The sequence below is a fragment of the Gelidibacter algens genome (genome assembly GCF_001678675.1).
In the GTDB taxonomy this organism is placed as follows: domain Bacteria; phylum Bacteroidota; class Bacteroidia; order Flavobacteriales; family Flavobacteriaceae; genus Gelidibacter; species Gelidibacter algens.
In genome coordinates this window covers 63735-77543 of record NZ_LZRN01000010.1, presented here as the reverse complement: position 1 = coordinate 77543, position 13809 = coordinate 63735, and the positions used below count along the sequence as shown (strand labels likewise).

At 37.7% G+C, this 13809-nt stretch carries 8 protein-coding genes; 6 read left to right on the top strand and 2 right to left on the bottom strand.

From position 1 onward, the window contains the following. Positions 1-10: 10 nt before the first annotated feature. The 5 genes from A9996_RS06910 (at position 11) to A9996_RS06890 (ending at position 8616) form a co-directional block, all read left to right on the top strand. Positions 11-1771: a glycoside hydrolase family 66 protein gene (locus A9996_RS06910; protein WP_066432599.1), complete on the top strand. Its 1761-nt coding sequence runs from the start codon at positions 11-13 to the stop codon at positions 1769-1771. A gap of 10 nt (positions 1772-1781) precedes the next feature. Beyond that, complete coding sequence (locus A9996_RS06905) at positions 1782-2696, top strand: PKD domain-containing protein (RefSeq protein ID WP_066432598.1); 915 nt, start codon at positions 1782-1784, stop codon at positions 2694-2696. Positions 2697-3013: 317 nt separating this feature from the next. Next, the gene (locus A9996_RS06900; protein ID WP_066432596.1) at positions 3014-3994 is read left to right on the top strand and encodes a T9SS type A sorting domain-containing protein; all 981 of its coding nucleotides are present in this window, start codon (positions 3014-3016) and stop codon (positions 3992-3994) included. 8 nt (positions 3995-4002) lie between these two features. Further along, positions 4003-6489, top strand: a complete 2487-nt coding sequence (locus A9996_RS06895) for a glycoside hydrolase family 31 protein (RefSeq protein WP_066432594.1) — start codon at positions 4003-4005, stop codon at positions 6487-6489. A 9-nt stretch (positions 6490-6498) separates the two neighbouring features. Beyond that, a complete protein-coding gene (locus A9996_RS06890) occupies positions 6499-8616 on the top strand; it encodes a glycoside hydrolase family 97 protein (protein WP_066432589.1) in 2118 nt (705 codons plus the stop codon). A gap of 275 nt (positions 8617-8891) precedes the next feature. Here the strand turns inward: A9996_RS06890 and A9996_RS06885 are convergent, their stop codons facing one another. Together A9996_RS06885 and A9996_RS06880 are read right to left on the bottom strand one after the other, a co-directional pair. Then, entirely contained in the window at positions 8892-9887 is a 996-nt protein-coding gene (locus tag A9996_RS06885; RefSeq protein ID WP_066432587.1) for an OmpA family protein, read from the bottom strand. A gap of 1 nt (position 9888) precedes the next feature. Next, entirely contained in the window at positions 9889-12186 is a 2298-nt protein-coding gene (locus A9996_RS06880) for an outer membrane beta-barrel protein (RefSeq protein WP_111625702.1), read from the bottom strand. 1008 nt (positions 12187-13194) lie between these two features. On the opposite strand from A9996_RS06880, the gene A9996_RS06875 reads away from it, so the two are divergent. Then, positions 13195-13740, top strand: a complete 546-nt coding sequence (locus tag A9996_RS06875; protein WP_066432659.1) for an NUMOD4 domain-containing protein — start codon at positions 13195-13197, stop codon at positions 13738-13740. The last annotated feature ends 69 nt before the right edge of the window (positions 13741-13809 follow it).

Below are 13809 nucleotides of genomic sequence, written 5' to 3'. Positions count from 1 at the left end.
ACACATAAAAATGAAGAATTTTAAATTAAAATATGTTCAACCCTTCAAGATTATTTTTGTGGTGCTTTTGATGGTGTCATGTGATAGTGATGATGCGGCAATAGATTCCAATACAGAAATTCAAAGTCCTTCATTATCGTATAATGAGGTTCTTAATCTATCAAAAGATAAAGCAAAATATAATGCTGGAGAAGACGTTAACTTCAAGGTCAATGCTGTACACCCCAATACAATAATTAGATATAAACATCTAGGAGAAACCATCCTCGAAGAGCCATTAACAAGTACTTCTTGGAGCTGGACACCGCCTATGGATGACTTTAAGGGTTATATGGTAGAATTGGTAAAAAATACCAATGGCGATGAAACCGTTTTGGGCACCGTAGGTATTGATGTCTCATCAGACTGGACCAAATTTCCACGATATGGTTTTCTCTCAAACTTTGGAAATATTTCTGACGCTGAAAGAAATTCAGTATTGGAGAACTTAAAAAATTTCCATATCAACGGACTCCAATTTTACGATTGGCATTACAAACATCACATGCCACTACCGATAGATACCAATGGGAATGCTGAAAATTCATGGGTTGACTTATTCAATAGAGAAGTGAAACTTGAAACCGTAGACGGTTATATCAACAAAGGTCATGAACTGAATATGGCTTCCATGTTCTACAACCTGATGTTCGGAGCTTGGCACCCAGAGGAAGGCGATGGGTTCTCTGACGAATGGCTCCTCTACAACGACCAACTTCATAATAATATAAACGCTCATGATTTAGGGGATTTTGGAGATATTTTAGTCACTAACCCAGCAAATCAAGAATGGCAGAATTATATTTTTAGCAAGACAAAAAATGTGTACCAAAACCTAAATTTTGACGGTTGGCATTTAGACCAGTTGGGAAATCGGGGCAATGTTTATGAATATGGCGGGTATCAAGTGAACTTGCCTAACGCCTATCAGGATTTTATGATGGCAGTAACCGAAGCTTTCCCTAATAAGAAACATGTCTTAAATGCCGTTGAACAATATGGTCAAAATAAAATCCTCTCTACACCTGTAAATTTTGCATATAGCGAAGTGTGGGATAGAGTTCAATATGCTGATTTGGTAGAAGTGATTATGGAAAACAATCAAATGTCAAATAATCAATTGAACACGGTTTTAGCAGCTTATATGAATTATGAGTCATCAGAAGGTAGTTTTAACACGCCTAGTGTACTATTAACAGACGCCGTCATATTTGCTTTTGGTGGTGCTCATTTGGAGCTTGGAGAGCACATGCTTTCACGGGAATATTTTCCTTACAACAATCTTTCAATGGATGCTGAACTTAAAAATAGATTGATGGAATACTATGATTTTATGGTAGCTTATGAAAATCTATTAAGAGATGGTGGGAGTTTTACATTACCCAATGTGTCTTCAAGTGATTTAGGGGTGAACAATTGGCCACCCGTATTCGGAAATGCATCAGTAGTCTCTAAAAAAGTTGAAGGCCGAGAGGTATTTCAAATGTTGAATTTCAACGGTGTTTCCACATTGAGCTGGAGGGACAATGCAAAAACACAAACCAAGCCCAACGCGTCCCAAGATTTTGAAATCACCATTGCCTCAACGATGCCGGTTTCCAAAGTATGGTTTGCCTCACCAGATTATAAAGGCGGCGCCTCCCAAGAATTAGAATTCGAAAACAACCAAGGTCAAATTACAGTCAAGGTTCCTTATTTAGAATATTGGAGCATGCTTGTGTTTGAAAACTAAAATTATAGCCATGAATACATTTTTAAAATATTTATCAATCGCTGTTGTTTTCATGTGTTTTGCATGCAGTAATGACGACATTGACATCATAGAATACCCGCAACCTACCGTAGATTTTTCAAATGACGCTATAGAAGGGAATTCACAATTGGTGAGCTTTACCAATTTAAGTAAAAATGCGACAAGCTTTCAGTGGGATTTTGGTGATGGTAGCGAGAATTCCTATGAGAAACACCCAAGTCATCTTTACAATCCAGGAGGTGTTTATATGGTGACCTTAACAGGTTTTAATGGCGATAAGGAAACGGTGGTGTCAAAAGAGATTATGGTTGCAGGAATTCCTGTTGCCAATTTCTCCTATACTACCGACGTCACTGTATTGTATCAACTAAATTTTGAAAATTTAAGCCAGAATGCCGATAGCTTTCAGTGGGATTTTGGTGATGGTGCAGGCACTTCAACAGTAGAAAACCCAACCTATGCTTACGCAACAGCTGGGACATACACCGTGACATTGGTGGTTCAGGGTGCTGGAGGGACTGATTCCACTTCCATGGATGTTACTATTACAGCTCCCCAACCCAACTATGACGCACTTTACATTGTAGGAGACGCCTCCCCTAGCGGCTGGAATATTGGTTCTCCGCAAGCATTCACTCAAAGTGATACCGATGCCTTTGAATTTACTTACCAGGCCACTTTGACCCCTGGTGAATTTAAAATATCAACTTTTCAAGGGGATTGGTGTGATGGCGATTGGCTTAACCCTCCAAATAATGGTGATGATTTGTCAGGAAATGGGTTCATTACAACGTCTGGCTGTGAGGGTCCAGATAATAAATGGAAAGTAACTTCAGGTAATGAAGGAACGTATGTAATCACTGTTAATTTATCTGCCGAAACCATAGTTTTTGAATTGCAATAAGTAAGTAATCGAATATCCGTAAATCAATCATAACAAATTGATCATGTTAAATAAATGACCGAATAAGCTTTTGCCCCGACCCTAAAGGGTGACTTATTCTAAACCTATTTATTTAATTGAGAATTTTTGCTCCCTTTAGGGCTAGGACAAACAAAAAATCGGGTTGCCAAACGAGATATTTAATTCTTATGATTAAAAGAGAACATAAAAAGTAAATACGTATGCACACATAAGCAGGTTATTCATCAGGTAAAAAAGCTCCTAACAACAACATTATTTTTTCAATTTAAATCGTAAAACAACTAAAATCATTTATTATGAAAAAAACTACTATTACATTTTTAGTGCTATTTTTTACTGGGCTATTGGCAGTCAATGCTCAAAATTATTTAGGAATCGTTGGTGATGCCACACCTATAGGGTATACCCCGACAGGACTAGCGATGGAGCAAGATTCAGGGAACTCTGACATATTCACCTATGAGGGCGTACTCAAACCAGGTCGTTTTAAATTTCATTTGGTAGAGGCCGACTGGTGTGTTGGCGAATGGTTAAATGCAGCAGTTGCAGACCAAGATTTAACGTCTAATAACTATATCAAAACAACGGGTTGTGACGGACCAGATAACCAATGGTTAGTGTCTACAGCTGGCAGTTACTCAATTGTTGTTGATTTAGGACTTAAAACAATTTCAATTTCAACATTGCCATATTATCCAAATGTATATTTAGTCGGCGATGCGACTCCCAATGGATGGAATATTGATAATGCTACAGCCATGACGGTAGATAGTAGCAATCCCGCCGTGTTTACTTGGACCGGCCCTTTAGTTACCGGTGAGTTTAAAATTTCAACTGCAAAAAGCTTTGGTAATGGATGGGATTGGATCCATCCGGTAGCTCAAGGTCAAGACCTGACGTTGGAAACCTATGAAATTTTAGCAGCTGGCAGTGGTAGTGACCACAAATGGGTTATTAGCAATTCTGATCAGTACACCTTTACATTGGATTTACAGAAGGCTACATTGAAAATTCAGCAGGGAACTTTAAGTCTAGATAAATTTAATTCAGTTAAAATGTATCCAAATCCAGTTTCCAAATTTATAAATCTTGACTTAAAAAATATTGGTGAAGCCAAGGTTGTAATTTTTGACACTAAAGGTTCTAAATTATACGAAAAGGATCTCAACGTAACCTCCAATTATTTAGACCTGTCAAACCTGAATGTTGAAGGTCTATTGTTTCTTCAAATTACAAGTGAAACCTATTCTGAAACTTTTAAAATTATTAAAAAATAGACATCACTATGAATAAAATATACAGCCTTATTCTCATGTTTTTTGTATTCAGTTTTAGTTGGTCCCAAGATCAATTAAAGGTAATTGACGCCCTAACTCATAAGAATAAGGTTGTATTTACATTTGAGAATAATGCGAAAATAGCACTCGAATTTTTAGACTCAAAAAACATTAAATTTTGGTTTTCGCCTAGCGGAGAGTTTGTTCGAAATAATGAATCATTTGCAGTAATCAATGACGTTTTTGATAAAAATTATACGATCAATGTCAACGAATCCTCATCAGTATATGAGGTTTTTACTGCCGATTTACGTGTGATGGTTCATAAGTCGCCATTCAAAATTCAAATCTTTAATAAATATCAAAGGCTGATACTTGGAGATACTGATGAGCAGCCTTATGTGGTGGATGGCACAGACATAAAAACCAGCAAAGTATTGCGGCAGGATGAGCATTTTTTTGGCTTGGGCGAAAAAACTGGAACCTTGGACCGAAGAGGCAAATCATATACCATGTGGAATAGTGACAAGCCGTGTTATTCAGAAAAAGAAGACCCATTGTATAAGAGTATTCCTTTTTTTATGAGTAGTTATAATTACGGGATTTTCTTTGATAACACCTATAAGACGCAGTTCGATTTTGGTAAAGAATCAACGGATTCTTTTTCGTTTTCATCACCTGACGGCCCTTTCATTTACTATTTCTTTTACGGTAAAGATTACAAAGAAATCATTAAAAGCTATACCAAATTAAATGGAAAACCAATTATGCCTCCTAAATGGGCCTTTGGATGGTCACAAAGTCGTGGGCTATTAACCAATGAAACACTTACAAGAGATATTGCTCAAGAATATAGAAAGCGAAACATCCCATGTGACATTATCTATCAAGATATAGGTTGGGTTGAAGGCCTCCAGAATTTTGAATGGGCAAAAGAAAAATATCAAAACCCCAAAAAGATGCTTTCAGACCTGGCGGATAACGGATTTAAAGTCATCGTTTCGCAGGACCCCGTTGTGTCTCAAGCTACCACCAAACAGTGGGAAGAAGCAGATGCAAAAGGTTTTTTTGCCACAGATATCAGAACAGGAAAATCCTACGACATGCCTTGGCCATGGGGCGGAAATGCTGGCGTTGTCGATTTTACAAATCCAAAAACTGCCGCTTGGTGGGGCCATTTGCAACAAATTCCTATCAATGATGGTGTCAGGGGATTTTGGACAGATATGGGGGAACCTGCCTGGAGCAATGAAGAAAGTACAGATAGGTTAAATATGAAACATCATTTGGGGATGCATGATGAAATTCATAATGTTTATGGACTCACTTGGGACAAAGTGGTGACCGAGCAATTTGAAAAACACAACCCAAATCAGCGTGTTTTTCAAATGACACGTGCTGCCTATGCTGGCGTTCAACGGTATGCCTTTGGGTGGTCTGGTGACAGCGGAAATGGCGAAGATGTGACTGATGGTTGGACAAATCTGGCAAATCAAATCCCTTTAGGTCTGTCCGCAGGTTTGGGATTGATTCCGTTTTGGACAACAGATATTTCTGGGTATTGTGGCGAAATTACAGACTATCCTGAATTTGCTGAACTCTATGTGAGATGGCTGCAATTCGGAATTTTCAATCCATTGAGTCGCGCCCATCATGAAGGGAATAATGCGGTAGAACCTTGGCTCTTCGGTAAGCAAGCTGAAAAAATAGCGAAGTCATCCATAGAATTAAAATACCAATTACAGCCCTACCTGTATTCCTATGCGCGTGAATCTTATGACACCGGGATTCCAATAATGAGAGCTTTAGTTTTGGAATATCCAAAAGATGAAAACACCTTCAACATCGATGACCAATTCATGTTTGGAGAACACTTATTGATAGCGCCAGTAGTCGAAGAAGGAGCAAAAACCCGAAGCGTTTACCTTCCAAAAGGCGAATGGATTGATTATAATAACCCAGCGACGACATACAATGGAGGCACAACAATCAAGTACCCAGTCACTTTGGAAACGATTCCAATGTTTGTGAAAGCGGGTTCAATCATTCCAAAATCACCAATTGTGCCTTACACAGGTGCGCTTAAGAATGCGCCTGTTATTTTAGAAATTTTCCCGTCTGACAACATGAATTCTTTTGAGCTTTATGAGGATGACGGCGAAACCAACAACTACAAGAATGACGAATTTGCCCTTACTAAATTTGAGGCTGAAAACGCTCCAACCTTTTTAAAAGTTGACATCAACGCCCCACAACAGAAAGCGTTTAAAACGGAAATTAGAAATTATCTCTTAAAAATACATACCACTTCAATTCCAAAAAGGGTTGAAATAAATAACAATCAGATAAAACCAGTGTCATCAACTAAAATCTCCGAAAATCTAAACACAAGCTTTGCGCAATCAAGTTATTTCTTTGATGAGAAAAATCAACTGTTGATGATTAGATTGCCAGACACTAAATTAAAAACCGAAATCACAATTTTCAATAAATAGATCCACAAAATGACAAAACAAATTTTAAGCATCCTCACGCTGTCTCTTTTTATTAGTATTCAAGCAATTGCGCAACAAATTGTTTCGCCTGACAAAAGCATCCAACTGAACTTCTCATTAAATGAGGAAGGCGTTCCAACCTATCAAATGTCTTTTAAGGACAAAGAGGTCATTAAAACCAGTCGTCTGGGTTTTCAGATTAAAGAGGATGACCAAGATTTAAAAAATGGCTTTACCGTTGTGAATTCAGAAAACTCAACTTTCGATGAGACTTGGAAACCAGTTTGGGGAGAAGAAAGCGAAATCAGAAACCATTATAATGAATTGTTGGTAAGTCTCATACAAGAACCATCGCAACGCATTATGAACATCAGATTCAGAGTGTTTAATGATGGCGTGGGTTTTAGATACGAGTTTCCTGAACAACCTAACCTGGGACATTTTGTGATTGAAAAGGAATTGACCCAATTCGCAATGACCAATGACCATACTGCTTTTTGGATTCCTGGGGATTATGATACCCAGGAATATGATTATATCGAATCGCGACTATCAGAAATACGCGACTTGATGACCAATTCAATTACTTCCAATCTATCCCAAACCTCATTTTCACCAACAGGGATTCAAACCTCGTTGCTATTAAAAACAGATGATGGCTTATATATTAATTTACATGAAGCCGCATTGATTGATTATTCAACAATGCATCTTGAACTGGATGATAAAAATTTCGTGTTCAATGCTTGGTTGACTCCAGATGTTCAAGGGAGTGGTCCTTATATGATGGCTCCAGCAAGAACACCATGGCGAACCATCATCGTTAGTGATGATGCTACAGATATTTTGGCATCAAGAATGACCTATAACCTAAACGAACCCTCTAAAATTGAAGATACCTCTTGGATTAAACCCATGAAATACGTTGGGGTTTGGTGGGAAATGATTACAGGAAAAAGTTCTTGGGCCTATACAGACGATTTGAAAGCGGTCAAATTGGGCGTCACCGATTACACAAAAACCAAACCGAATGGGAAACACGGCGCCAACACCAAACATGTAAAAGAGTTGATTGATTTTGCCTCCGAACATGGATTTGACGGCGTTTTAGTGGAAGGATGGAATGAAGGATGGGAAGATTGGTTTGGACACTCCAAAGATTATGTCTTCGATTTTGTAACACCCTATCCGGACTTTGATTTGGAAGGTATTGAGACCTACGCCAAAAACAAAGGGGTGGAAATGATTATGCATCATGAAACCTCATCATCTGTAAGAAACTATGAACGGCATTTGGACCAAGCGTATCAGTTTATGAAAGACCATGGTTACAATGCTGTAAAAAGCGGGTACGTTGGCGATATCCTTCCAAGAGGAGAAAATCATTACAGCCAATGGATGGTAAACCATTACCAATATGCAGTTGAAAAAGCAGCAGATTATAAAATTATGGTCAATGCCCACGAGGCAGTTAGACCAACGGGAATAGCGAGAACTTATCCCAATCTCATTGCTAATGAATCCGCACGTGGTACAGAATATCAGGCTTTTGGAGGCTCAAAAGCAAATCATGTCACGGTTTTGCCTTTCACGAGACTGATTGGAGGCCCAATGGACTATACCCCAGGGATTTTTGAGATGGATTTGAGTAAATTAAATCCTGATAACAATTCCCATGTCAACAGTACCATTGCCAATCAATTGGCGCTTTATGTAACAATGTATAGTCCATTGCAAATGGCGGCAGATTTGCCAGAAAATTACAATCGCTTTCTTGATGCCTTTCAATTTATTAAAGATGTTGGCCTTGACTGGGAAAAGAGTGTGTATTTAGAAGCTGAACCAGGCAGTTATATCACCATTGCCCGTAAAGAAAAAGGAACCAATGATTGGTTTGTTGGGAATGTAAACGGTAAAAAAGATCGCGTTTCAGAAATTAGTTTAGACTTTTTGGATAAGGGCAAAAAATATATTGCTACCATTTACTCAGATGGAAAGGATGCTAATTACAAAACGAATCCGCAATCGTATAACGTTAAAAAAATGACTGTTTCTTCCACCTCTAAACTAAAGTTAAAAAGTGTTGAAGGCGGCGGTTATGCCATAAGTATTATGGAAGTGAAATAGATGTTGTATCTATTGGCAGATACCAATAATAGCTATCCCAACCAGTTAACATTTAATCTGCGAAAGATATAAGAAGGGTAGCGTTTAGTGCCAAAATAAAAAGCCATCGAGGGAGATTGAGCAGTTCTAAACCGCTTTCTTCTACGATGGCTTTAATTCTAAATGATCTTAATTTTGAACCTTATTTCAATCCTTAATCACCAATGTCTTCCCGCTTAGCAAAGTATTCAATTGATAATTTCTTATGTATAAGTGATTGCGGATAATCAAAAAGTTTACCTCACAATTATAGACATTTCCACTCGCCTTGCATGTTGTTCTGAAGATGTTTCGTCTTCGCCCCTAAAAGCGGTAATGAGTCTACTTTTATCAATTTGATTATTGATAAAAGCTTGTTCCACAGCTAAAGCTCTTCTCATAGAAAGCTGCTTATTATAACTGGATTTTCCCACCGGACTTGCCCATCCTTCCAACAAAACTTTTGCTTCAGGATATTTGATCAAGATCTGGGTTAAATCACGAATGTATGGCATATATTCGGCTCGCAAGGTTTCTGAATTATTGTCGAAATAGACTTGCTGTTTAAAATAAGTCTTGTCTTTTGATGACTCATTCGTTTGCGCCATTTTATCCGAAGTTGACATTTTTGATTCTATACTATCGAGCTGCCGTCTCACATCATTTAGCCTTCCATTCATAGTATTCAAACTATCCGCAAACGAATTATCGTCTTTATAATTCATTTCATTAGCGTCAACATTCTTTAAAGAATCAATTTGACCTTGTAACTCTTTTATTTTAGCATTGTTAGAAGGAATGATAGTTGCCGTGCTTCTATCATTTGAAGGATAAAATGGATTAGGGTTAGCAGTGCTAGGGATAATTATGGTTGAGTTATCCCTCCCCGAAGACGGTGATGCATTATTGCCGTTACTAAGGTTGTCAATCCTTTGGTTCAAGTACCTCAACTCTGAAAGAATTTGCTGATTTGATATATTTTCATTTCCCCCAGTTCTCATCTCTGACCGCTCTTGGTATTTCAACCTTAGCTCAGCCATATCTTGTTTCTGTTGTCTATTTTCTCTTTCTTTAAGTTGCTCACGTCTTGCATCTGCAATGGTGCTTAAAAAAGATTTGAGTTCAGATTTTGTCATTACAATAGTACTTTTTTCAGCAGTCTTTTCGCTTTGCGCGAAAAGACTAACTGAAAATAACATACCTATAGTAACTACAATTGTTTTTAATTGATTTGTTGTGTTTACCTGTAACATCTTATTGAAAATTTAATTTATAACCCACAGATATTCTATGGATATCTATAAAGTTGTGAGCAGTATAATCTGCAAATAACTTACCTCCTAATAGATTAAAAGATGTACCTAAAACTAAATTGGGACTAAAAGAACTTTCTCCTACAGCATCATTATAGCCAAGTCCCAGTCCAACATAAGGTTGTAAAATAATACCCGCGTTCACATCAAAAGGAATCACCACGTTTGCATTTATTCCGAATCCAGTATTTTTACCTGGAGCCAAGTAGATGTCTGGCATAAATTTAAATGGCGAATTGGTAAAGGCATAGTTACCTCTTATACCAATGATCATAGAAACCTCATCTGCAAAAACAGCACCCGTAAAAATTGACATTCCTTCGTTGACTACCCAACCAGTGGCAACACCTTCATTTGCATTATCAGATTGGAAAACAGTATTTCCATTTTGATCGGTTATTACTGTAGTTTCTGATGGCTGATTCATCGGCGGTGCAGTTGTGGCTTGTTGGCCCGGTGCAATAACCACAGTCTTATCTTGGTTTTGATTTTGATTTTGGAGATTATCACCCAAGTTATTTATTCTGTCTGTATTTCGTTCGATTTTTTTATCGAGCTCGTTTAATTTGTCCAGAATTTTTTGGGATGCATCTTGTTGACGCAGAGGTGTAAGATTTTGTTGGTATGATCCTGTATTGATCTCCAGCAATAAGCGCTCTAAACGATCCATACGATCTTCAACCGTTTGTGGTTTGCGTGATTCTTCATCAACACCTTGAATGACTTTTTCAATCAGGTCTTCCAGTTCTTTTGGTGTCATTACAACTTTAGATTCTTTTACTTTTTCTTTAGATTTAGATGTCGTTTGCATTTCTTGAGATCCGTCCTTTTTACGCTCTAAATCTTTTTTCTCCTCAATAATTGCAACTGCTTTTTTGGTATCATTATTTTTATAGGCATCAGATAATTCAGATTCCAACTCATCAATACGGTCCTGATATTCCTGTGTTCTATCCTCTACCCTCTCATCTATTCTATCTTGTAAAATTTCATCGGTATTATCGGCTCTTTTTCCTAACTGAAAACGAACCCCAACGGTGTACATTGTATGTTCTTTTAGCTCAGAGGGCGCAATTGTATTTTCCAAATCATCGTTTGCACGGTCTGAAGTGAATAGCATATTGGCATCGCCAAATACTTCAACATTTCTGCCAAGTGGTATATTTAAACCTAAACCACCTTTTGCAAAATAACCTGAAGAAGCACCATTGATGCCATCCTTTCCAATATAACTACCTTCATACACATTTAAATAGCCTCCGCCCAAGTTAATGTAAGGTACAAGCCCACGGGAAACATTTAATTTGGCAATAAATTCACCGCCGTACATGGCCATATCGTCCCAGTCAGTAGAGATCTCTTCATTTCTAGTCGCTTGGTAATAAAAACCTCTTACACCAACATATTGATTCAAATCAAAACCGACCCTTCCACCAAGAAAATAAGAATCTGCCAAGTTGGTATCATTATCAAAATTGACGTAAGAACCAGCAGGTTCAACAATTAGCTTGAAGCCACCTAAACCGCCCGAAAACTTATTGTAGTAGGCTCTGTCCAAATCACTAAACTCTTCAGGACTACGGCCTCCCAAGTAAAGTTGCAATCCGGCCAATACCGACCAATTGTACATGCGACTGTTGTCATTGTTATTCAACCAATCCTCAATATCGCTTTGATCTTGTCCTTCTTGGAATAACACAGACGCAGGATCCATATTAAAGATTGTATTTTTTGCTTCCAAATTAAGAAATAGCCTATTGCCCAGTTTAATTTGCGTGCCTAGACCAACGTTAGCGTAAATCTGTTCTGATTTCTGCTCGTTGGTGGGGGCATCTATTGCAGCAATATCAACAGTAAGCTTTTGCACCCCAGCTCCCAATGTGATATAGGGAACAAAGGTACCACGTGTTGGAATGTTAGCCTTAAATTCACCGCCAATGCGTTCTATGTCCACATTTCTGGAGTCGAAATTACTTACAAAGTCATCTGAGAAAAAATCAAAACCATCGACCGTATTTTTTAGGTCGGCTGATTTTTCATAAACCCCTCTAAGTTCAATGGCTTCACCAAATCCGAAACCAACTCGGCCTCCATACATTACACCGTCTTCTATAGCGGTGTTATTATCAAACCAGTTGTAACTTACAGTGGGCTGTAAAGTTACCGTTACGTCTTTTAGTTGCGCGTTTGCGTTAGCTCCTAAAAAAGCCAAAGCACAAAAAGTAATTATTTTCTTCATGTCATTCTGTTTTTTTATTATGTTAATTTCGACTCCCCTACGATTTTTAATTCCATATCTAATAATCCATATCTAATAAAAGGAGTTAGTATGTTAATGCAATCATTTAAAATCCAATCCAAATTAAGACTTACATTTAATATTAAAAATGACCCAGGTCAGTTAGGCATTGGAGTAAAGCACCGTAACTTAAAAAAAAGCAAAAGAATACTTTATGCCTATGATGCCGTTTATTAACGACAAAAATAGGTGGATCGAGGTGAGACTATTAATTCATAACGTAAGAATATGGACTCTAAAGATATTAGCCAATATCATTTTTGGTGTTATGGCTAACGCGCCTAAACTGTGAGTATAGGATAGTCCATAGCTTTTGGCTCAGCACTAATGAGGTTGCCAATTACAAAAGCACTCAATATAGAAATCCTCTTGGGTTTATAAATGTAAGTCTAAGTATCGAAAAGTTGCCAAGGGGGTCGTAGTTTAGAGGTTGCGGATATATGTGATCTTTACAATCATTAAAGATCGAAAATCTTTATGGTCAGATTTAAACTATATAACCTTACGTTTGATGTTTGGGATTTATAATTTATATTCGGTGAACCTAGTTGCCACTTAAGGCACCCAAGTGCAGAAATATGCCAACAAGAGTTAAAATAGCTATGTTGCAATTAAATGGACATTGGGAAAATTAAAAGCATTTGCCAAACAAAGCAATTATCCTGAACACTACCTTTATAAGTGCGGACTTTTAGCAATTGCACTAACATTAACCAATTAAGATGCTCTGGTCGCATAAATGCCGATGACCTGCTCTGGGCCTATACTGAAAAATCGCTGCAAATTTTCCAGTATAGTTTTGTACTTTTATTGCCTCGGGCTTAAACACGCACCGACCCATGCATTCACGTTGGCAATACACTAGAAAAGTGCTGAACGAACTCTCCCTAATTAGAAGAACGAACGGCACAAAAAAAATGTTAAGTCGCATTAAAAACCACAGGTATGATCATAAGAAATTATTGGAAGGAAGAATGGAAGCCGATTGAATTTGATGATAAAATTGCTGAAAACGAAAAGTTCAAAATCTCAAATTACGGTCGAATTATAAACTGCAAAGGAGAAAAAGAGTTTTTGATAACGGAATCGTTTATCAATGGCTACCAAAATTTACCTCTAAAACAAAAACGGAATGGAAAATCTACCAGTAGATACGTTCACAAACTTGTGGCTGAACATTTCCTAGAACAAAATGACGGAGTTTTTGTGATCCACCTTAATTACAAAAAAACAGACAACCGTGTCGAAAATCTGAAATGGTCCACTAAAAGGGAAAAGGAAATACACCAATTCCGTAATCCAACATATGTTAATAGACCCCTCAAAAGGACGAACGCAAAACTTACAGAAAGCAAAGTCAGGCTGCTCAAACGAAAAATAAATGACCCTAATAGAAGAACACGACTTAAAATGATTGCGAAACAATTTGGGATTTCTGAGATGCAGCTTTATCGGATAAAAACTGGCGAAAACTGGGGAACAGTAACCGAATAAATTTTCCTTAGATAACACCATAAAAGTGGCATTCAACCATAGGGAGCGCAATATATCAGACAACGCCAA